Origin of the sequence: Streptomyces achromogenes subsp. achromogenes, assembly GCF_000720835.1 — a bacterium.
Lineage (GTDB): Bacteria > Actinomycetota > Actinomycetes > Streptomycetales > Streptomycetaceae > Streptomyces > Streptomyces achromogenes.
Genome location: NZ_JODT01000009.1, coordinates 23,132 through 42,808 on the forward strand (window position 1 = coordinate 23,132; position 19,677 = coordinate 42,808).

A 19,677-nucleotide genomic window follows, 5' to 3' on the forward strand; every position below is an offset into this window, starting at 1 on the left:
GCATGCGTAGGCTGATCGTCAGGGCGAGGGAGGACCTCTCCGTGATCGTCGCGCGGGACCCGTCGGTCCGCACCCGCGCGGAGGCGCTGCTGCACCCGGCCCTGCCGGCGCTGTGGACCCACCGGCTGGCGCACGCCCTCCACGTCCGCGGGCACCGTCACCTCGCCCGCCTCCTGGCCTACGCGGCCCGCGCGGTGACCGGCGGCATCGAGATCCACCCGGGCGCGCGGCTGGGCCGGCGCGTGTTCATCGACCACGGGGCCGCGGTGGTCATCGGGGAGACGGCCGAGGTCGGCGACGACGTCACGATCTTCCACCAGGTCACACTGGGTTCGGTCGGCTGGTGGCGGGACGGGCGCCGGGCGGCCGGTGCGCGCCGGCACCCGGTCGTGGGCGACCGGGTGGTGCTCGGCACCAACGCGATCGTGCTGGGCCCGGTCACCGTCGGCGACGACGCGCTGATCGGCGCGGGCTCGCTCGTCCTGGGCGACGTGCCCCCGGGCGCCCGTGTGCTGGCCCCCGTCGGCGAGATAGCGCCGCGCCTGACGGCCGCGGACCGCGAGGAGGCGGACGCGCTGTTGCGCGCCCTGGCCACCTCCGGGTGCTGGTGACGTCCGGCCCCGTCCCCCGCCCCGCACGTCGCCCGCCGTTCCCCGCCCCCCCGACCACGCGTCGGCAGCCATCGGAGGCACACATGATTCACGTCGGTGTCGTGGAGAGCAATCTCTCCGGATCCGGCTTCGAGGGCCTGCAGATCATCAAGGAACTCGACTGCCGCGTCACCTTCTTCACCCGCGACCTGGACCGCTACCTGGCGGTGCCGGGCGGACCGGCCTACTTCGAGCAGTACGTCGACGAGATCGTCCACTGCGAGACGAACCTCTACGAGGAACTCCTGCCGCACGTGCAGGAGGCCGGGGCCAAGCACCCCTTCGACGCCTTCCTCACCCTCGCCGAGTACGACGTGGTCGTGGCCGCCCAAGTGGCGGTCCACCTCGGGCTGCCCACGGTCAGCGTCGACGGCGTCGCGACCGCGCGCAACAAGGCGCTGATGCGCCGCCGCTGCGCCGAACTCGGCGTCCCGATACCGGCGTTCCGCACCGTGACCGGCCCCGCCGAGGCGGCGGCGGCCGCGACGGAGCTCGGCCTGCCCTGCGTGGTCAAGCCGGCCGACGAGACCAGCAGCGCCGACGTGCGGCTGGTGGAGACCGCGGAGCAGGCCGCCGAACACGTCGCGCTGATCCAGTCCCGCAAGGAGAACACCCGCGGCCAGGCGCGCTACCACGAGCTGATGGTCGAGGAGTACCTGAGCGGCCCCGAGGTCAGCGTCGAGGTGCTGGCCGACGGCGATCGCTACGAGGTCTTCGGCGTCACCGACAAGTCGGTCGTGGGCCAGGGCTACTTCGTCGAACTGGCCCACACCTTCCCCTCCAGCCTGCCCGAGCCGGTGGTGCGCGCCTGCGGTGACCTGGCCGTCCAAGCGCTGCGCGCGGTCGGCTTCGACCTGGGCATGGCACACGTCGAGATCAAGGTGACCCCGTCCGGACCCCAGCTCATCGAGATCAACCCCCGGCCCGCCGGCGGCAAGATCACCTACCTGGTCGACCGCGCCCTCGGCATCAAGTCCCTGGAGCTGGTGGCCCGGCAGTACCTGGGACAGCCCCTGCCCGCCCGGATCCTGCCCGAGCGGCCGGTCGGCGGCGCCGCCATCCGCTACCTGACCGCGCCACCCGGTCGCGTCGTGTCGGTCGTCGGCCGCGAGCGGGCCGCCGCGCTCCCCGGCGTCGAAGAGGTGGTCGTCAAGCCGAAACCGGGGTCCGTCGTGCGGGAGCTGCGCCGCAACGGCGACCGCGCCGGCCATGTGCTCGTGGTGGCCGACACCGCCGAGTCCGCGGCGCGCACCGCGGAGGCCGCCGCCCAGGAGATCGGCATCCGCACCGAACCGGTGCTGCGGCGTCCCGTCGCGGACTCCCTGGCCGAGCTGATCGGTGGTACGCCGCTGCTGAGGCTGCCGGTCCAACGCGTCGTGGACGGGGTCCCGGACGACGCCGAGGTGCTGGCCAAACTGGAGCTGTTCAACCCCTGGTCCAGCAGCAAGGACCGGGCCGCGCTGTCGATGCTGCGCGGCGCCGAGCAGCGCGGGCTGCTCACCCCGGGCGACGGCACGGTGATCGAGGCGACCTCCGGCAACACCGGCATCTCGCTGGCCGCGCTGGCGGCGGCACGCGGCTACCGCTGCGTCATCGTGCTGCCGGACAACGCCACCCAGGAGCGGGTCGCCATCCTGCGGTCGCTCGGCGCCGAGGTCGTCACGACCCCGCACACCGACGGCTACCAGGCGGCCGTCGACAAGGCCGGGGAACTGCACCGGCAGACCCCCGGCTCGTGGTTCTGCTGCCAGCACGACAACCCGGACAACACCCGCGCCCACTACGAGACGACCGGCCCGGAGATCTGGACCGACGCCGACGGCCGGATCGACGTGTTCGTCTGCGGAGTGGGCACCGGCGGCACCCTCAGCGGCGCGGGACGCTACCTGCGCGAGGCCCACCCCGCGGTGCGCATCGTCGCGGTGGAGCCAGCCGGTTCACCGCTGCTGTCCGGCGGCGAGCCCGGCACGCACACCATCCCCGGCTTCAACGGCGGCTTCATCGCGCCCACCACGGAACGCAACCTCATCGACGAGGTGATCGCGGTCTCCGACGCGGACGCCCTGGACACCACCCGGCGGCTCGCCGCCCGCGCCGGTCTCATGGTCGGGGTCTCGGCCGGGGCCGTCGTCCACGCGGCCGGCGTCCTCGCGGCACGCCCGGAATACCGGGGCCGGCGCATCGTGACCCTGCTGCCCGACACCGGCGAGCGCTACCTCAGTCTGCTCGGCCACGAGGCCGCGGCCGTCCCCGCCGGGGCCGTGGGCGCGGGCGGTGTCCGGTGACGACACCCGCTCCCACCGACGGCCGGCCCCGCCTGCTGATGGTGATGCCGTACCGCCAGTTCGTGCGCAAGGCCCAGGCCGAGGGGTTCTGGGTCGGCGCGGTCTGGGACCCGCGGCTGGAGTCGCCGGAGTACCTCGCCGACGTCCGCGCACGGGCCGACCTGTACGTCGAGACCGACTTCCGGGACCCGGACCTGCTGCGCCGCACCCTGCGCGAGACGGCCCGGGAGCACCGGGCCACGGTGATCTACCACATCGGCCGTGAGGAGACGATGGTCACCGCCCACGAGGTGGCCGAGGAACTGCACGCCGAGCTCAACCCGGCCGCCGCGATCCGCTTCCTCGCCGACAAGCACGCGATGCGCGACCTGCTCGCCCGGCGCGGGCTGTCCCCGGTGTCCTTCGAGGCGGCGCCCACCCGCCGGGAGGTGCCGGGCGCGGTCGGGCGGATCGGCTGCCCGGCCGTCGTCAAACCGGCCGCGCTCGCCGGCAGCCGGGGCGTGTTCCTGTGGCAGGAGCCGCAGGACCGCGCGGCCTGGACGGCGCTCGTCGACGCGTACGACTACGACGGCCCGTTCCTGGTGGAGGAGTACCTGCGGGGCCCCGAGTACAGCGTGGAGACGCTGAGCCGGGACGGCCGCCACCAGGTCGTCGGCATCACCGAGAAGCTGCTGGGACCGCCGCCGCTGTTCGTGGAGGTGGGACACGTCCATCCGGCGCCCCTCCCCGAGGACCGCCGGCGGGCGATCGAGGAGCTCACCACGGAGTTCCTGACGGCGTGCGGCTACCGGTTCGGCCCCGCCCACACCGAGGTCATCTGGACGGAGCGCGGGCCGCGCGTCGTGGAGTCGCAGGCCCGCCTCGGCGGTGACCGCATCCCGCGGCTGGTCGAGCTGGCCACCGGCCTGGACATCGAGCAGGCGATCTTCGCCGCCCTCGCGGACCGGCCGGCCGAGGTCTCCGGGGCGACGGCGACGGCGATCGTGCGGTTCTTCACCTTCCCGCCCGGCCGCGTCGGCGAGATCCGGGGCCTGGAGACGGTCGCCGGCCTGCCGTACGTCGACGAACTGAGCCTCCGGCTGAGCACGGGCGACACGGTGCCGGAGGTCCGCGACTCCAAGAGCCGGCACGGCCACGTCATCGTCTCCGGCGCCACCCCCGAGGAGGCCCGGGCACGGTCCGCGGAGGTGCTCGCCACCCTCGAAGCCGTGGTCGACGGCACGCCCGTCCGGGCGGACGGCCGCACCGGAGTGCTCGGGACGCCCGTATGAGCGCCGCCGGTCACGAGTCCCCCCACGTTCGAAGAAAGGCAGTGACCATGCACTGGCCCACACCCACCAGGAGGTCGCCATGACCACCCAGGCCGCCGACGCACAGGTGGTGTTCGTCGGCTACAACGCGGCCTACCTGCGCGCGATCGACGGGCACGTCCCCAGTGGGTCCGTCGTGGTGATCGAGGAACCCGACATCATCCGCAAGCGCGAACTGCGGGACGCCGCGGACCGGTTCGACTGCCTCGACCGGATCGTCCCCGCGAGCTACCAGCAGTCGGCCGAGGCCCTCGACCTGGCCGCCGAGCTGACGGCCACCCGCCCGGTGGCCGCCGTCGTCCCCGGTCTGGAGTACGCGGTGCCCGCGACGGCCGCGCTGGCCGAGAAGCTGGGGCTGCCGGGAGCGACCGAGGCGGCCGCGCAGGCGCTGCGCGACAAGGTGCGGCTGCGCGAGGTCTCCGGTGCCGGCGGCGTCCGCAATCCGCGCTGGCGCGAGGTGCACGGGCCCGCGGACATCCTGGAGTTCGCCGACGGCGGACCCGTGGTCGTCAAGCCGGCGAACCGGCAGGCGAGCGTGGGCGTGCAACTGCTGGACTCCGTCGACGCGGCGACCGCGGCACAGGCGTGGGAGCGGACCTCGTCCGCCGCCGAGTACGAGCAGGTGCCCGACCGGGAACTGACGTGGCGCTTCCTCGCCGAGGAACGCCTGCGCGGGCCCGAGTACAGCGTCGAGGCGCTGGTGCGCGAGGGCGAGGTCGTCTTCGAGAACGTCACCGCCAAGACCGTCGTCCCCGGGCCCTACCCGGTGGAACAGGGCCACCTGCTGCCCGCTCCGCTCGACCCCGGCACGCGGGGCGCGTTCGGGTCGGCCCTGCGGAAGCTGGTCGCCGCGACCGGCTTCGGCACGGGCATCCTGCACGCCGAGTGGATCCTCACCGAGGAGGGGCCCACGCTGGTCGAATGCGCCGGCCGCTGCCCCGGTGACTACCTGATCGACCTCATCGACCTGGCCTACGGCACCCGCGTCAGACTGACCCTGATCGACCTGCTCGCGGGCCGTCCGGTCACCCTGCCCCGGTCCGCACAGCAGACGTCGGCCATCCGGTTCCTGGCCGCCGAGCCGGGCACCGTCACCGCGATCACCGGCCTGGACGAGGCACAGCGGCTGCCCGGCGTGCACGTCGCGGAGGTGGACGTCGAGGCCGGTCAGCAGGTGCGGGTCTGGGCGTCGTCCTGGGACCGGGCCGGGCATGTCATCGCGACCGGACCGGACGCGGACACCACCCTCCGGCGCGTCCTGGACGCGGACGCCGCCATCCGCATCGCTACCGATTGAGGAAAGAGCATGTCTGCTGTGTGGCAACGCGTCCGCGGCTGGCGCACCTCCATGCCCGGAGGGGCGGTCGGTCTGCGGCTGGCCGTGATGGCGATGATCGACGCGGTGGGCACGGGAGCCTTCCTGGCCGTGTCCGTGCCGTTCATCACCCGGTCGGTCCACCTGTCGGAGGGCAACCTCGGACTCGGCCTGACCCTCTCCGCCGCCGTCGCCCTCGCCACGGCCATCCCGATCGGCGTCCTGGCCGACCGGATCGGGCCGAAGAAGGTGCTGGTCGGGGTGAGCCTGTGGCGCTGCGCCGGCTTCGTGGTCTACCCGCTCGTACAGAACCTGTGGCAGTTCCTGACCGTGGTGTGCCTGCTCGGCCTGGTCGACAAGGCGGCGGCACCGATGGAACAGGCCCTGGTCGGGCAGGTCACGGCGACCGAGGACCGGGTCAGGGTCGTCGCGATCCTGCGGTCGCTGCGCAACGTCGGCTTCACCGTGGGCGCCCTGCTCGGCGGCGTCGGCCTGCTGATCGACACCCGGACCGGATACACCGCGATCCTGCTGGTCAACGCCGCCTCGTTCGCCGTGCTCGGGAGCCTGGCCGCGCGGCTGCCGGTACTCAGCGCCCCGGCGAAGAGCCTGCGCCGGCGCTTCTCGGCCAGTGTGCTGCGGGACGGCTCGTTCCTGTCGTTCACCGGGATCAACGCCGTGCTCACCATGCACATGACCCTGCTGAGCATCGGCGTCCCGCTGTGGATCGTGAAGCACACCGACGTCTCCTCGGCGCTCATCTCCCCCCTGGTGGCGGTCAACACCGTGCTCGCGGTCGCCCTCCAGGTGCGGGCCAGCCGCGACACCGACACCATCGCGGGCGCCGCCCGGGCCCTGGTCCGGGCCGGCATCTCCCTCGCGCTGTGCTGCCTGCTGCTCCTCACGGCACCGAAACTGCCGGTGGTCCTCGCCGTCGTCGTGCTGCTGCTGGCCATGGTCGCGCTGACCGGCGGCGAGCTGTTCCAGTCCGCCGGCGGCTGGGGCGGCTCCTACCTGCTCGCCGCGCCCGGCCAGGAAGGCGTCTACCTGTCGGTGTTCTGGCTCGGCGTGGCCATCCAGCAGATCGCCGCACCGGTCCTGGTCAGCCTGGTCGTCACGACCGGCACCGCGGGCTGGGTCGTGCTGGCCGCGCTGTTCGCCGTCTGCGGCCTCGCCGCCCCGGCCATCGGCCGCTGGGCGCAGGCACGGGCCGACAGCAGGCCCCAGCCGGACCCGACCCCGGCCGAGGCCGCGTAACCACCCCTTGAACCGCCGGCCGCTCGACCGTGTCGGCACTGTGTGATCACCATCTAAGGAGAGACATGTCCGTTCCGCTGTACGTTCCGTCGGGCGAAGGCGAGTTCGTCGACATCCGCGACACCAAGAGGACGTACCTCAAGCTCACCACGGCGGACTCCGACGGCGAGTTCGGCTTCTTCGAGCACCACATGGCGCCGGAGGCGCGCGGTGCCAGCCCGCACATCCACAAGAAGTCCACCGAGATGTTCTACGTGGTCAAGGGCGAGATCGAGTTCACCATCGGTGACCGCAAGGTGGTGGGTGAGCCGGGCGCGTTCGCCTTCGTGCCCAAGGGCGAGCCGCACGGCTTCACCAACCGGGGCAACGAGGACGCCACGCTGCTGATCATGTTCTACCCGATCTACAACCGCGAGGACTACTTCCGCGGCCTGGGACGCCTGACGGCCAACGGGCGCAACCCCAGCCTGGAGGAGCTGCAGGAGCACATGGCGAAGTACGACCAGTTCATGGTCTGACCCGCCGACGGGCGGCAGGGTCCGCCCCGCCGGCCGGCCGCAACGGAACGGGGCCTGGCAGCGTGTCCGCCGCCAGGCCCCGGTGTGCGTCCCGTCGTCAGTCGCCCGTGGTGTTCCGCACCCGGAAGCGCCACTGCAACTCCCGTACCTCCTCGGCGAGTTCCGGCACCGGGCCCGCCACCTCCTGCCCGGGGACGACGTCCCGGACGGACAGCGGGGCCAGGGGCGAGGTGACGGGCACGCCCCACTCGGCCTTCCAGTCCCGGGCCTGCTGGGCGGAGCTCGCGTACACGATGCGGCCCAGTCCGGCCCAGGCGTGGGCGGCCGCGCACATCGGGCAGTGCTCACCCGAGGTGTACACGGTCGCCGTGGCCCGCTCCTCGGGGCTCAGGTGGGTCACCGCCCAGCGGACGAGCTCGAACTCGGGGTGCCGGGTCGGGTCGCCCGTGGTGGACTCGCGGTTGCGGTCCTCGGCGAGGATCTTGCCGTCGGCGCCGACGAGCACCGATCCGAACGGCCAGTCGCCGGCGTCCACCGCCTCCGCGGCCAGCTCGATGCAGCGGCGCAGATAGGGCAGTTCGGCCTCGTCGACGGTGCCGGCCCGGCCGGTGCCGCTCAGGGGAAGGTCGTGGTCGTTGGTGGCCACTGTGACTCCGTCTCTGTGGGGGTGCGGTTACGGCCGGTGCGCGGCCAGGGTGGCCAGGGCCTGCCATGCCTCTTCGGGGTGCAGGGTCTCGTTCGGGTCACCGAGGTACGGGTCGACCAGCACGGTTTCGGAGCCGGCCCGGCGCAGTTCCTCGATGTCCTCGAGAACCTGCTCAAGGGTTCCCGTACCCGCCCGACGATCGGGGTCGTCGATCGGTTTTTCGGTCAGCTGGAGATAGATGCGCGGGGCCAACTCCAGAGCCGGCCGATCGAGTTCCGCCGTGATTTCCCTGATCCGCGGCAGGGCCTCGCGGAACCAGGACATGGTGAACCGCAGGGGATGCCAGGGATAACCCCAACGAACGGCGCGCCGTATGGCGGCATCGCTGTTTCCGCCGACCCAGATCGGGATTTTTCCGCTGCCGTAGTCGGCCTCGTCGTCCCATGCGGTGTGCAGGGTGCGCAAAAGTTCGTCGGTCAGCGCGCCGCGCCGTTCGAACGGGACGTCCAGCGCCGCGAACTCCTCACGCGCCCAGCCGACGCCGACACCGAGGATCAGACGCCCGCCGCTGAGTTGGTGCAGGTTGGCCGCCATGCGAGCGACCAGCAGGGGGTGCCGGTAGGGCGCGATGAGAACCGTCGTGCCCAGGTGGATCCGGGTCGTGATCCCGGCCAGCCAGGCGAGTGTTGTGACAGGTTCGTAAAATGGCGCCGGATATTGTTTCGCCACATCCGATGTGATCGCCACATGGTCGGAGAGCATCAACAGGTCGAAACCCAGCCCCTCCGATGTCTTGGCCCAGCGGGCCAGGTTGTCGGGGGTGGCACCCGGACCGAAGTTGGGAACATTCACGCCTATCCGCATGGGCTCACACTAGCAACTAGGCGCCGCCTACGGGCAGTTGCCGGGCAATCTCATGGCAGCGGAATTCACGGAAAATCGGAGCACTTCACTCACCGGGGAAGAGGATTTCCCGGATTCCGGCTGACGTGCCGTGCGGGACACACCCCAGGACCGCGAGACCACAGTCCGTCAGGGCCGGTTCGACAGGCCACTTGCACAGGAAAAACGCAACTTCGACAGCGTTCGCGGAGGCGGCTACCTTCACCTGGTCTCCGGCGCTTGCCGGCACCCCCCGACCAGGGAGAGACGCATGCCCCACCTTGCCCTGTACACATTCGGCGTCCTGAAGGCACCGCTCGCCGACCCCACACCTCTCACGCACGAGTTCTACGAGATCGGTGCGGCCGTCTACCCGGAGATCGGCCGGCACCCCGGATACCTCGGGCACGCCGAACCGGCGCACGCCGACCGGGGAGTGCTCTTCGGTGCGGACTGGGGCGCGTGGGGGGAGTTCGCCGTACCGGCCTGGTACGACAAGGGCCGTACGCCCGAGACCACCGCCCTGGCCGCGACCCTCTCCCTGTGGACCGGCCTGCGCCCCGCCTGCGACGCCGTCTACACCGGCCTCCACCGCAAGGCCCTGAACAGGCGATACGACTGGTTCGAGCGGACAGCACACCCGAATCACGTGTTCTGGTGGGTCTCCGACGGCGTGATACCCACCTGGCAGGACGGGGTCGCCAGGCTGGAGCACCTCCACCTGCACGGTTCCGCGCCCCACGCCTTCACGTTCCGCCACGCGTTCGCCCCGGACGGAACGCAGGCCGCGCAGGGCGGCGCGGGGAGCGGGCAGCGGACAGGCGGGTGACAGACGGGTGGCGGACGCCCGCCGGGGTGTGCGGGGGCGTCCGCCGGGGTGCCACGGGGCTACATGTTGATCATGTGGCCGGCCAGGCCGTGGATGGCCTCCTTGACCGCTTCGCCGAGCGTCGGGTGCGCGTGCACGTTGCGGGCGACCTCGTGGACCGTCAGATCCCACTGCTGGGCCAGGGTCAGCTCCGGAAGGAGTTCGGTGACCTCGGGGCCGATGAGGTGGGCGCCGAGCAGCTCGCCGTGCGTGCCATCGCTGATGATCTTCACGAAGCCGACGGGGTGACCCAGGCCGTGCGCCTTGCCGTTGGCGGTGAAGGGGAACTTGGCCACCTGGACGTCGAAGCCCCGCTCGCGGGCCTGGGCCTCCGTCCAGCCGAAGCTGGCCACCTGGGGCTGACAGTAGGTCGCCCGCGGAATCATGGTGTAGTCCAGCTCCATGGTCTCCGCGTCCGCGATGGTCTCCGCGGCCACCACGCCCATGGACTCGGCGGCGTGCGCCAGCATCAGCTTGGCGGTGACGTCACCGATCGCGAAGATGTGCGGCACGCTGGTCCGGCACCGGCCGTCGACGTCGATGGCGCCGCGCTCGGTGAGGCGGACCCCGGTGTTCTCCAGGCCGTAGCCCCGTACGTTCGGCGCGAAGCCGATGGCCTGGAGCACCTTGTCGGTCTCCAGGACCCGGCGCTCGCCGTTCTTGTCGACGGTCACCCGGACCTTCGGGCCCGCATCGTCGATGCTCTCCACGGCCGTGCCGGTCAGCACCTCGATGCCGAGCCTGCGGTAGTGCTTCGCCAGCTCCTTGGAGATCTCCTCGTCCTCCAGCGGGACCATCCGGTCGAGGAACTCCACGATGGTGACGTCCACGCCGTAGCTGCGCAGCACATAGGCGAACTCCACACCGATGGCACCGGCGCCCGCGATGACGATGCTGTCCGGCAGCGTCTCGCTGAGGATCTGGCTCTCGTAGGTGACCACCCGGTCCGACAGAGAGGTGCCGGGCAGCAGCCGGGGCGTGGCGCCGGCGGCGATGATGCAGTGGCCGAAGGTCACCGTCTCCGAGTGCCCGTCGGCGTGGGTCACCGTCAGGGTGTGGTCGTCGGTGAAGACACCCCGCCCCTCGAACTGGGTGATGGCGTTCTTCTTCATCAGATAGTGAACGCCCTTGACCCGGCCGTCGGCGACCTTGCGGCTGCGCTCGTGGGCGACCCGGTAGTCCGCGGACACGTGGTCGCCCACGGAGATCCCGTACGCCTTGGCTTCGTTCGTGACGAACTGCACCATCTCGGCGTTGCGCAGCAGTGCCTTGGAGGGGATGCAGCCGACGTTGAGGCAGACACCTCCCCAGTAACGTTCCTCCACCACCGCGGTGGACAGGCCGAGTTGAGCGCTGCGAACCGCCGCGGTGTAGCCGCCGGGGCCCGCTCCTAGAACAACGACATCGAAATGTTGGCTCACAAGAAGTCGATCCTCGTCCGGCTGCGGCTTCCCGCGCAACCTCTTCGGGTACCGGGTGGTCCCGGAGGCACGCCCCCGGGACCACCCCCGGTCAGTTCCCGGCCGCACGCTCCGTACGGCCCTCGAAGGCGGCCAGGATCCGCTCAGCCGCCAAGGTCGCCGTCAACTCGCCCTCCCTGACCCGCCGTTCCAGGTCCGGGGCGGCCGCGCGGACCGCCGGGTCGGCGTGCAGCCGGCCCAGCAGCTCGTCCCGGACCATCGTCCACACCCAGCCGACCTGCTGCTCTAGGCGCCTGTCCGCCAGCCGCCCGGTGCTCTCCAGCAGCCGGCGGTGCTGCTCCAGCCGCTCCCACACCGTGTCCAGACCGGCCCCCTCGCGCGCGCTGCAGTGCAGCACCGGCGGCGTCCAGAAGGCGTCCTTGCCGTGCATCAGCCTGAGCGCGCCCGCCAGTTCCCGGGCCGCGGCCCGCGCGTCCCGCTCGTGCGGGCCGTCCGCCTTGTTCACGGCGATCACGTCGGCCAGCTCCAGGACACCCTTCTTGATGCCCTGCAACTGATCGCCCGTGCGGGCCAGGGTGAGCAGCAGGAAGGAGTCGACCATGTCGGCGACCGCCGTCTCCGACTGGCCCACCCCGACGGTCTCCACCAGGACCACGTCGTAGCCGGCCGCCTCCATCACCACCATCGACTCCCGGGTGGCCTTGGCGACCCCGCCCAGCGTGCCCGCGCTGGGGGAGGGCCGGACGAAGGCCGCCGGGTCGACCGCGAGACGTTCCATCCGCGTCTTGTCACCGAGGATGGAGCCGCCCGTGCGGGTCGAGGACGGATCGACGGCGAGCACCGCCACCCGGTGCCCCAGCGAGGTCAGCATCGTGCCGAACGCGTCGATGAACGTCGACTTGCCGACACCGGGGACCCCGCTCACACCGATCCGCCGCGCCCGGCCGCTGTACGGCAGCAGCTCGGTCAGCAGCCGCTGCGCCAGCTCCCGGTGCTGTGGCCGGGTGGACTCCACGAGCGTGATGGCGCGGGCCACCAGGGCCCGCTTCCCGTCGAGCACACCCTTCACATACGTGTCGAGATCGATCGCTGCCATCGCCGCTACAGCTCGTGACCGAGGTCGGCCGCCAGCCGCTCGACCAGGTCGTGGGCCGCGTCCGGGATCACCGTCCCGGGCAGGAACACCTCCGCCGCGCCCATCTCCCTGAGCGCCGGCACGTCCTGCGGCGGGATCACCCCGCCGACCACGATCATGATGTCCTCGCGGCCCTCCTCGGCGAGCTTCTCGCGCAGCGCCGGCACCAGCGTGAGGTGCCCGGCGGCCAGCGAGGACACCCCGACCACGTGCACATCCGCCTCGACCGCCTGCCGGGCGACCTCCTCCGGCGTCTGGAACAGCGGGCCGACGTCCACGTCGAAACCGAGGTCGGCGAAGGCCGTCGCGATCACCTTCTGGCCGCGGTCGTGGCCGTCCTGGCCCATCTTCGCGACCAGGATGCGCGGCCGGCGCCCCTCGGCCTCCTCGAACGCGTCCACCAGCGCCCGGGTGCGGTCCACCGACGCCGACTGCCCTGCCTCGTTGCGGTACACACCGGAGATCGTACGGATCTGCCCGGCGTGCCGCCCGTACACCTTCTCCAGGGCGTCGGAGATCTCGCCGACCGTCGCCTTGGCGCGGGCCGCGCGCACCGCCAGCTCCAGCAGGTTGTCCGTGCCGTCCGCCGCCCGGGTCAGCGCGTCCAGCGCGTCCCGGCAGGCGGTCTCGTCCCGCTCCGCCCGCAGCCGCCGCAGCTTCTCGATCTGCTGGGCGCGCACGGACGAGTTGTCGACCTTCAGCACCTCGATCTGCTCGTCGCTGTCCACCCGGTACTTGTTCACGCCGATCACCGGCTGCCGGCCGGAGTCGATCCGGGCCTGGGTGCGGGCCGCCGCCTCCTCCACGCGCAGCTTCGGGATGCCCGCGTCGATGGCCTGCGCCATGCCGCCCGCCCGCTCGACCTCCTGGATGTGCGCCCACGCCTTGCGGGCCAGGTCGTACGTCAGCCGCTCCACGTACGCGCTGCCGCCCCACGGGTCGATGACCCGGGTGGTGCCCGACTCCTGCTGGATCAGCAGCTGGGTGTTGCGGGCGATGCGCGCCGAGAAGTCGGTCGGCAGCGCCAGCGCCTCGTCGAGCGCGTTAGTGTGCAGCGACTGGGTGTGGCCCTGGGTGGCCGCCATCGCCTCCACACAGGTGCGGGTGACGTTGTTGAAGACGTCCTGCGCGGTCAGCGACCAGCCCGAGGTCTGCGAATGCGTGCGCAGCGAGAGGGACTTGGGGTTCTGCGGGTCGAACTGCCTCACGAGCTTCGCCCACAGCAACCGGGCCGCCCGCAGCTTGGCGACCTCCATGAAGAAGTTCATGCCGATCGCCCAGAAGAACGACAGCCGGGGCGCGAACGCGTCCACGTCCAGACCGGCCTCGCGCCCCGCGCGCAGGTACTCCACACCGTCCGCGAGGGTGTACGCCAGCTCCAGGTCGGCCGTCGCGCCCGCCTCCTGGATGTGGTAGCCGGAGATGGAGATGGAGTTGTAGCGGGGCATCTTCTGCGAGGTGTACGCGAAGATGTCGGAGATGATCCGCATCGACGGCTTCGGCGGATAGATGTAGGTGTTGCGGACCATGAACTCCTTCAGAATGTCGTTCTGAATGGTTCCGGCCAGCTTCTCGGGCGGTACGCCCTGCTCCTCCGCCGCCACGATGTACAGCGCCAGCACCGGCAGCACGGCGCCGTTCATCGTCATCGACACGGTCATCCTGTCCAGCGGGATGCCGTCGAACAGCTGCCGCATGTCGTAGATGGAGTCGATGGCCACGCCCGCCATGCCGACGTCACCCGTCACCCGCGGGTGGTCGCTGTCGTAACCCCGGTGCGTGGGCAGGTCGAAGGCGACCGACAGGCCCTTCTGGCCGGCCGCCAGGTTGCGCCGGTAGAACGCGTTGGACTCCTCGGCGGTGGAGAAGCCCGCGTACTGCCGGATCGTCCAGGGCTGGTTGACGTACATCGTCGGGTACGGGCCGCGCAGGTACGGCGCGATGCCCGGGTAGGTGCCCAGGAAGTCCAGGCCCTCCAGGTCACGTCCGGTGTACAGCGGCTTGACCCCGATGCCCTCCGGGGTCTCCCACACCGGCTCCGCGTCCCCGGCGGCCCGCCGCAGCGCCGCGCGCCACTCGTCCTCGGTGCCGCCCGTGACCGGGGCGCCCAGCTCGATGCCGGAGAAGTCGGGGATTCCCATCAGGACACTCCCATGCGGTCGAGGGTCGCGGACAGCACATCCACGGCGTCACAGCCCGCGAAGACGTACGAGTCGATGCCGGGGTACTCGCCCCGGCCCGCCAGGAACACATGCCGGGCCCCGGCCGCGCGCAGCGACTCGGCCACCTGCCCGGCCTGCTCGGCGTAGAGCGCGTCGCTGGAGCACACCACGGCCTCGGTGGCGCCGCTGTCGGCGAAGTCGCCCCCGGTGACCGGCTCGATGCCACCGGCCTGGAAGAGGTTGGCGGCGAAGGACGCGCGCGCGGTGTACTCGGCCGGCGAGCCGATCGTGGTCAGGTGGATCCGGGGCCGGGCGCCGGTCTTCGCCAGATGGGCGTCGGAGCGGGCACGCAGCTCCTCGTACGCCTCGTCCCGGCGCACCCGGGGCAGGCCGCCCGAGGGCGGCTCGGGCGCGGACGGGCGCTCGACCGGCTTCTCGGCCAGCAGTGGGAACTCGCTGACCCCGGTGATGGGCTCGCGCCGCCGGGCGAGCCGCTTGGAGCGCTCGGCCCAGGTCGTGGCGAGATCGGTGCGCAGCCGGCCGGAGCGCAGCACGGCCGCCTGGCCGCCGTCGCGCTCGACGGACCGGAAGAACCGCCAGGCGGCCTCCGCCAGGTCGGCGGTCAGCCGTTCCACGTACCAGGAGCCGCCCGCCGGGTCGACGACCCGGGCCAGATGGGACTCCTCGATCAGGATGGAGGAGGTGTTGCGGGCGATGCGCCGGGCGAACGCGTCGGGCAGCCCCAGCGCGTGGTCGAACGGCAGCACCGTCACCGCGTCCGCGCCGCCCACCCCGGCGGCCAGCGCCGCCACCGTGGTGCGGAGCATGTTCACCCAGGGGTCGCGGCGGGTCATCATCACCGACGACGTCACCACGTGCTGCGTCTGCGCGCCCGCCGCCGGCGCCCCGCACACCTCGGCGACCCGCGCCCACAGCCGGCGCGCCGCGCGCAGCTTGGCGATGGTCAGGAACTGGTCGGCGGTCGCCGCGTAACGGAACTCCAGCTGAGCCAGGGCCTGTTCGACGCCGAGCCCGGCCTCGGTCAGCTCCCGCAGATAGGCCACACCCGTGGCCAGCGAGGCGCCCAGCTCCTGCGCGGCCGAACCGCCCGCCTCGTGGTACGGCAGCGCGTCCACGGTCAGCGCGCGCAGCCCCGGGTACCCCTCGGCGCAGCGCACGGCCAGTTCGGCGTACGGCGCGAAGGGCTGCGCGGTGCCGGTACGGGCCTCGTACCCGAGCGGGTCGCCGCCCAGGTTGCCGCGCACCGCCCCGGCGTCCACGCCCTTGTCCGCGTACAGCCGCAGCAGGGCCTCGGCGGCCCGGGCGGTGTCCCGGCCCGCGTCCAGCACGACGGGGGCCAGGTCGAGGTACACCCCGTCCAGAGCGCGGCCCAGCTCCGGGACCGGGAAGCCGCCCTCGCCGAGCACCAGCCAGAGCGAGGTGCCGCCGTTCTCCAGGTCGGCGAGCACCGCGTCCGCCGGGCCGTCGCCGAGTACCGTGTGCCGCTGGCGCACGTCCCAGCCGCTCGGGCCGCTGCCCTGCGGGCGACCGCCCCGCACGAAGGGGGCGAAACCCGGCAGGCCGGGGTCGGGCGCGCCGTCGCGCGCGGTGTACAGGGGCCGGGTGCGCAGCCCGTCTTCCAGCGTCGTGGACAGGGCGTCTTCCGCTGCCTCGCCGGACAATTCCCTGCCTGACCTGCGCAGTACGCCCTCCACCAGGCGTTGCCACTGCTCGTGTGTCGCGTCAGGGAACTCGGCGGCCAGTGAGAGCCCGTCGTCAGGCAGGACCGTCATGGCTCGGATGCTAGGGCAGGGCGCTCGAACGGGGGTGAGGCACAGGCTGTGAGGTTTCTCTTCTTGCGCTTGTGATCCGTGCCATCCAGGGGGTCGCGGGAGGTGGTCCCCGAGGGGGGCTTCGTGTCGGTGTTGGGCCGAACGGGTGACTTGGCGTAAGAATTGGCTGGTGCAATTGGTCGCGAGTCAGGTCAGGGGGAGCCGGTGAGCCGTTACGACGTCACCGATGAACAGTGGGAAGGGCTCGCCCAGGTCGTGCCGCTGCGGGGCCGGGACTCCTGGCCGTCGGCGGTGAACCACCGCTCGCTGCCCGACGCCGAGACCGAGACCCGGCGCCGGTTCGTGGTCCTGCGCGTCAACGTCTTCGCGGACGCCCGGGAAGTCGCCGAGACCCTGATGGCCGGGGTACCGGTGCTGCTGGACCTGTCCGGCGCGGAGGGGGATGTGGCCAAGCGCGTCCTCGACTTCAGCACCGGCGTCGTTTTCGGCCTGGGCAGCGGGATGCACCGGGTGGACCGCAACGTCTTCCTGCTCACCCCGCCCGGCACGGAGGTCAGCGGCCTGATGGAGGGGGCGGGACTGGCGGGCACGTGACGGCGCCGAGCGCCGTGCCCGCCCCCCGACCGAGTGAAAGTTCCGACGGGAAAACGGTTCGCCGGGGAAGCGGGGCTCTACGGTCCGCGTATGGCCGTGCCCTTCGTGTTCGCTGAGTCGCCGGCGCCCGACGTGCCCGCGCTCCCCGGCGACCACCCCGACATCCGGTCCCGGATCACCGAGTTGCGGCTCTCCGCCTTCGCCGGGCACCGGGGCGCCGGGTTCCCGCTCGGGCCGGTCACCCTGTTCGCGGGGCCCAGCGGGGCCGGCAAGACCACCGCGCTCGCCGCCTTCGGGGCGCTGGCCCGGCTCGGCGGCGGCGCCCCGCTCGCGGAGGCGTTCGTGGACCCGGTCGCCTGCGTACCCGAGCGGGCCCGGCCCGACGCCGGAGGGCGCCGGGGCTTCCGCATCGGGTGTACGGCCGAAGGCGCCGAGGGCCCGGTCCGGCTCGACATCGCCGTGCAGGCCGAACCGGACCTGCGGATCGTGGGGGAGCGGCTGACCGCGCGCGGTGTCGTCCTGCTGGAGACGGCGCTGCGCGACCCCGGGCGCCGTACCGTCCAGGCCGCCTGGCACACCGCGGGCGCCGCCCCGGTGACCCGCGCCCCGCTCCCCGACGACCGCCTGGGCACCGCCCTGCTGCCGCTGCGCGTGGCCGGCAAGACCGACGGACAGCGCCATGTACTCGCCGCCGCCGAGCAGATGGTCGTCGCCCTGCGCTCCGTCTTCCCCTGCGATCCGCGCCCCGAGTACATGCGGCTGCCCGTCCCCACCGGCACCGGCCGGCTGCTGCCCGGCTGCGACAACCTCGCCGACGTCCTGTGGCGCACCCGCGCCGAGTGCTCCCGTCGGCACGGACACCTGGTCGAGGCGGTGCGCGCGGGGTGCGCCGGCCCGGTGACCGACCTGGTGGCCGAGCTGCTGGCCGACGGCACGGTACGGGCGCTGCTCGACCGCGGCGACGGCATCCGCACCGCCCTCGCCCGGCTCGGTGACGGCGAACTGCGCTATCTGGCGCTGGCCCTGGTGCTGCTGACCGGGCCGGGCGTGCTCGACATGGACGCACCGGGCGAGGTGCCCGACGCGCTGCGCACCCTCACCGTCCTCGCCGACGGCTTCGACCGCGGCCTGGACCCCGTCCAGCGCCGGGAACTGCTGCTGACGGCCGCCCGGATGGGCCGGCGCGGACACATCCGGTGCGTGGCCGCGGTGCACGACGCCTCATGGGCCGCCGGAACCCCAGGGGTCACAGTGGTACACCTGAACGCGTGACCGAACACCCCGACCTGGCCGCCCTCCAGCGCAGACTGGCCGAGTTCGCCGCCGCGCGGAACTGGCAGCCGTACCACACGCCCAAGAACCTCGTCGCCGCTCTCTCGGTGGAGGCGTCCGAACTGGTCGAGATCTTCCAGTGGCTCACCCCGGAGGAGTCCGCCCGGGTGATGGACGAGCCCGGCACGGCGCACCGGGTCACCGACGAGGTCGCGGATGTGCTGGCCTACCTGCTCCAGTTCTGCGAGGTCCTCGGCATCGATCCGCTGGCCGCGCTGGCCGCCAAGATCGACCGCAACGAACACCGCTTCCCGGTGCCGGGCAGCGGGGACCAACAGCCGGACTCTTGAGTTCCGTTATTACTCTCCGCAGTCAAGGCGCGTGACGGATCCGAATTGTTGTCCACTAATTTCCGTCTTCCTCTGGCTTTTCGCCTCAACGACCCTCACTCTGGGTAGTGGACAAGAGAGTTCAGGAGCCGTGCCGACGGGGTGCGGCGGACGGACGGGGGCATCCTATGGATGCGGTACGGCTCATCCTCGCGAGCAGGCGGGCCCTGGCGGCCGGCGCCGACGCGGGCGAGATGATGGCGGAGGTGTGGCAGGCGCAGGCCCTGGCCCAGGCGATCGGGAGCCGTCTCGCGGTCTCCGGCCCGCCGGAACTGCGCGGCGAGGCGCTGGGGCTGACGGAGCTGGCGGGCCGGGGCTGCGGTGTCCTGGATCCGCCCGAACTCGACCCGGGCGACCTGCGCGCCGCCCAGCTCACCGAGCTGGACGACGCCCGCGAGACCCTGCTGTTCCTCGGTGGCCTGCTCGGCGAGGTCGGCATAGCCCTGGTGGGCATGGCCAGCGCCGCCGCGGACGAGACGACGTACTGGCAGTGCATGGAGGCGATCGACGCGGCCGACGAGTCCCGTGACCGCGTGCTGGAGATGCTGCGCAAACTGGCGGCACGGGCGGCGATGGTGCCGGAGGACGTCCAGGACAGCCCGTCCGGCGTATGACCGCCGCCCGTTTGCCGTGACGCCGGCTACGGCCGTATGTACGGGCGGGTCATGATCTCCATATTGTGGCCGTCCGGGTCGTCGAAGTAGGCACCGCGACCGCCGAAGAGGTGGTTGATCCGGCCGGGCTCGGTGCGGCGGGGATCGGCGTAGTAGGTGACCCCGACCGCCTCCAGCCGGGCGATCATGGTGTCGAACTCCTCGTCGGGCACGAGGAACGCGTAGTGCTGCGACTGGATCGGCTCGTCGCGCTTCTCGTAGTAGTCGAGCGTGACGCCGTTGCCCAGGTCGACGGGCAGGAACGGCCCGAAGGGCGCGCCGACCTCAAGGCCCAGGATCGCCGCGATGAACTCGGCCGACAGGTGACGGTCCGAGGCGTAGACGGCGGTGTGGTTCAGCTGGACGGTGGCCGGCGGTCGGACGGTGGCCGGTGATGCGGGCCGATGGGCGTGCTGCTGGGCGCGCTGGTGGTCATGTGACATGACGGGATGTGTCTCCGAGTACTGGATCCGCTGGGAGCGCCGCGCGTGGGGCGGCGGGAAGTGGGTCACGGAGAAACGGCGGGC

18 protein-coding genes and 1 pseudogene are annotated in these 19,677 nt (G+C 72.2%); 12 read left to right on the top strand and 7 right to left on the bottom strand.

Going from position 1 to position 19,677, the window contains the following annotated elements; all coding sequences use genetic code 11:
* Nucleotides 1-2: 2 nt before the first annotated feature.
* From epsC to IH25_RS0110885, 7 genes and pseudogenes are all read left to right on the top strand, one after another.
* Nucleotides 3-611: a serine O-acetyltransferase EpsC gene (epsC, locus tag IH25_RS0110855; RefSeq protein WP_037654738.1), complete on the top strand. Its 609-nt coding sequence runs from the start codon at nt 3-5 to the stop codon at nt 609-611.
* An 83-nt stretch (nt 612-694) separates the two neighbouring features.
* Nucleotides 695-1,579 (top strand): annotated as a pseudogene (locus tag IH25_RS42230) (ATP-grasp domain-containing protein); the annotation flags it as partial.
* 57 nt (nt 1,580-1,636) lie between these two features.
* On the top strand, nt 1,637-2,935 hold the full coding sequence (locus IH25_RS42235; protein WP_394298426.1) for a cysteine synthase: 1,299 nt from the start codon (nt 1,637-1,639) through the stop codon (nt 2,933-2,935).
* Entirely contained in the window at nt 2,932-4,206 is a 1,275-nt protein-coding gene (locus IH25_RS0110870; protein WP_051753878.1) for an ATP-grasp domain-containing protein, read from the top strand. The genes IH25_RS42235 and IH25_RS0110870 overlap by 4 nt, the downstream gene beginning before the upstream one ends.
* Before the next feature lie 79 nt (nt 4,207-4,285).
* Nucleotides 4,286-5,542 carry an ATP-grasp domain-containing protein gene (locus IH25_RS0110875; protein ID WP_037654740.1) on the top strand — a complete coding sequence of 419 codons (1,257 nt, stop codon included), beginning with the start codon at nt 4,286-4,288 and terminating at the stop codon, nt 5,540-5,542.
* Between the two features lie 9 nt (nt 5,543-5,551).
* The gene (locus IH25_RS0110880) at nt 5,552-6,817 is read left to right on the top strand and encodes an MFS transporter (RefSeq protein ID WP_078844208.1); all 1,266 of its coding nucleotides are present in this window, start codon (nt 5,552-5,554) and stop codon (nt 6,815-6,817) included.
* A 65-nt stretch (nt 6,818-6,882) separates the two neighbouring features.
* A complete protein-coding gene (locus IH25_RS0110885) occupies nt 6,883-7,335 on the top strand; it encodes a cupin domain-containing protein (protein WP_030606650.1) in 453 nt (150 codons plus the stop codon).
* A gap of 97 nt (nt 7,336-7,432) precedes the next feature.
* On the opposite strand, the gene IH25_RS0110890 is transcribed toward IH25_RS0110885, so the two are convergent.
* Both IH25_RS0110890 and IH25_RS0110895 read right to left on the bottom strand, forming a co-directional pair.
* Nucleotides 7,433-7,981, bottom strand: a complete 549-nt coding sequence (locus IH25_RS0110890; RefSeq protein WP_245172759.1) for a nucleoside deaminase — start codon at nt 7,979-7,981, stop codon at nt 7,433-7,435.
* A gap of 27 nt (nt 7,982-8,008) precedes the next feature.
* Nucleotides 8,009-8,845 carry an LLM class flavin-dependent oxidoreductase gene (locus IH25_RS0110895; RefSeq protein ID WP_030606656.1) on the bottom strand — a complete coding sequence of 279 codons (837 nt, stop codon included), beginning with the start codon at nt 8,843-8,845 and terminating at the stop codon, nt 8,009-8,011.
* Between the two features lie 289 nt (nt 8,846-9,134).
* Here IH25_RS0110895 and IH25_RS0110900 point away from each other — a divergent pair, with 289 nt between their 5' ends.
* Nucleotides 9,135-9,692 (top strand): DUF3291 domain-containing protein, encoded by a 558-nt coding sequence (locus IH25_RS0110900; protein WP_051753880.1) that lies wholly within the window; start codon nt 9,135-9,137, stop codon nt 9,690-9,692.
* Nucleotides 9,693-9,751: 59 nt separating this feature from the next.
* Here IH25_RS0110900 and lpdA read toward each other — a convergent pair whose 3' ends face one another.
* The 4 genes from lpdA to IH25_RS0110920 form a co-directional block, all read right to left on the bottom strand.
* Complete coding sequence (gene lpdA / locus IH25_RS0110905; RefSeq protein WP_030606663.1) at nt 9,752-11,152, bottom strand: dihydrolipoyl dehydrogenase; 1,401 nt, start codon at nt 11,150-11,152, stop codon at nt 9,752-9,754.
* A 91-nt stretch (nt 11,153-11,243) separates the two neighbouring features.
* Nucleotides 11,244-12,248 (bottom strand): methylmalonyl Co-A mutase-associated GTPase MeaB, encoded by a 1,005-nt coding sequence (gene meaB, locus IH25_RS0110910; RefSeq protein WP_030606666.1) that lies wholly within the window; start codon nt 12,246-12,248, stop codon nt 11,244-11,246.
* A gap of 5 nt (nt 12,249-12,253) precedes the next feature.
* The gene (scpA, locus tag IH25_RS0110915; RefSeq protein WP_030606669.1) at nt 12,254-14,428 is read right to left on the bottom strand and encodes a methylmalonyl-CoA mutase; all 2,175 of its coding nucleotides are present in this window, start codon (nt 14,426-14,428) and stop codon (nt 12,254-12,256) included.
* On the bottom strand, nt 14,428-16,242 hold the full coding sequence (locus IH25_RS0110920) for a methylmalonyl-CoA mutase family protein (RefSeq protein WP_030606672.1): 1,815 nt from the start codon (nt 16,240-16,242) through the stop codon (nt 14,428-14,430). Before IH25_RS0110920 ends, scpA begins: the two co-directional genes overlap by 1 nt.
* A gap of 204 nt (nt 16,243-16,446) precedes the next feature.
* On the opposite strand from IH25_RS0110920, the gene IH25_RS0110925 reads away from it, so the two are divergent.
* The 4 genes from IH25_RS0110925 to IH25_RS0110940 all read left to right on the top strand — a co-directional run bounded on the left by IH25_RS0110925 (nt 16,447) and on the right by IH25_RS0110940 (nt 19,111).
* Entirely contained in the window at nt 16,447-16,836 is a 390-nt protein-coding gene (locus IH25_RS0110925; RefSeq protein ID WP_030606675.1) for a cell division protein SepF, read from the top strand.
* 90 nt (nt 16,837-16,926) lie between these two features.
* Nucleotides 16,927-18,108, top strand: a complete 1,182-nt coding sequence (locus tag IH25_RS0110930) for an AAA family ATPase (protein ID WP_030606679.1) — start codon at nt 16,927-16,929, stop codon at nt 18,106-18,108.
* Nucleotides 18,060-18,458, top strand: a complete 399-nt coding sequence (locus IH25_RS0110935; protein WP_078844209.1) for a nucleotide pyrophosphohydrolase — start codon at nt 18,060-18,062, stop codon at nt 18,456-18,458. The genes IH25_RS0110930 and IH25_RS0110935 overlap by 49 nt, the downstream gene beginning before the upstream one ends.
* Before the next feature lie 167 nt (nt 18,459-18,625).
* Nucleotides 18,626-19,111 carry a DUF6099 family protein gene (locus IH25_RS0110940; protein WP_030606683.1) on the top strand — a complete coding sequence of 162 codons (486 nt, stop codon included), beginning with the start codon at nt 18,626-18,628 and terminating at the stop codon, nt 19,109-19,111.
* 26 nt (nt 19,112-19,137) lie between these two features.
* On the opposite strand, the gene IH25_RS0110945 is transcribed toward IH25_RS0110940, so the two are convergent.
* Nucleotides 19,138-19,593, bottom strand: coding sequence for a VOC family protein (locus IH25_RS0110945; RefSeq protein WP_030606686.1), 456 nt, complete (start codon nt 19,591-19,593; stop codon nt 19,138-19,140).
* Nucleotides 19,594-19,677: the final 84 nt, after the last annotated feature.

Excerpts from the sequence above, each read along its gene's own strand:
- scpA (WP_030606669.1), bottom strand. The coding sequence starts at position 14,428 with ATGGGAATCCCCGACTTCTCCGGCATCGAGCTGGGCGCCCCGGTCACG.
- IH25_RS0110900 (WP_051753880.1), top strand. The coding sequence starts at position 9,135 with ATGCCCCACCTTGCCCTGTACACATTCGGCGTCCTGAAGGCACCGCTC.
- IH25_RS0110940 (WP_030606683.1), top strand. The coding sequence starts at position 18,626 with ATGGATGCGGTACGGCTCATCCTCGCGAGCAGGCGGGCCCTGGCGGCC.
- IH25_RS0110930 (WP_030606679.1), top strand. The coding sequence starts at position 16,927 with ATGGCCGTGCCCTTCGTGTTCGCTGAGTCGCCGGCGCCCGACGTGCCC.
- epsC (WP_037654738.1), top strand. The coding sequence starts at position 3 with ATGCGTAGGCTGATCGTCAGGGCGAGGGAGGACCTCTCCGTGATCGTC.
- IH25_RS0110885 (WP_030606650.1), top strand. The coding sequence starts at position 6,883 with ATGTCCGTTCCGCTGTACGTTCCGTCGGGCGAAGGCGAGTTCGTCGAC.
- IH25_RS0110945 (WP_030606686.1), bottom strand. The coding sequence starts at position 19,593 with ATGTCACATGACCACCAGCGCGCCCAGCAGCACGCCCATCGGCCCGCA.
- IH25_RS0110935 (WP_078844209.1), top strand. The coding sequence starts at position 18,060 with ATGGGCCGCCGGAACCCCAGGGGTCACAGTGGTACACCTGAACGCGTG.
- meaB (WP_030606666.1), bottom strand. The coding sequence starts at position 12,248 with ATGGCAGCGATCGATCTCGACACGTATGTGAAGGGTGTGCTCGACGGG.
- IH25_RS0110895 (WP_030606656.1), bottom strand. The coding sequence starts at position 8,845 with ATGCGGATAGGCGTGAATGTTCCCAACTTCGGTCCGGGTGCCACCCCC.
- IH25_RS0110920 (WP_030606672.1), bottom strand. The coding sequence starts at position 16,242 with ATGACGGTCCTGCCTGACGACGGGCTCTCACTGGCCGCCGAGTTCCCT.
- IH25_RS0110880 (WP_078844208.1), top strand. The coding sequence starts at position 5,552 with ATGTCTGCTGTGTGGCAACGCGTCCGCGGCTGGCGCACCTCCATGCCC.
- IH25_RS0110875 (WP_037654740.1), top strand. The coding sequence starts at position 4,286 with ATGACCACCCAGGCCGCCGACGCACAGGTGGTGTTCGTCGGCTACAAC.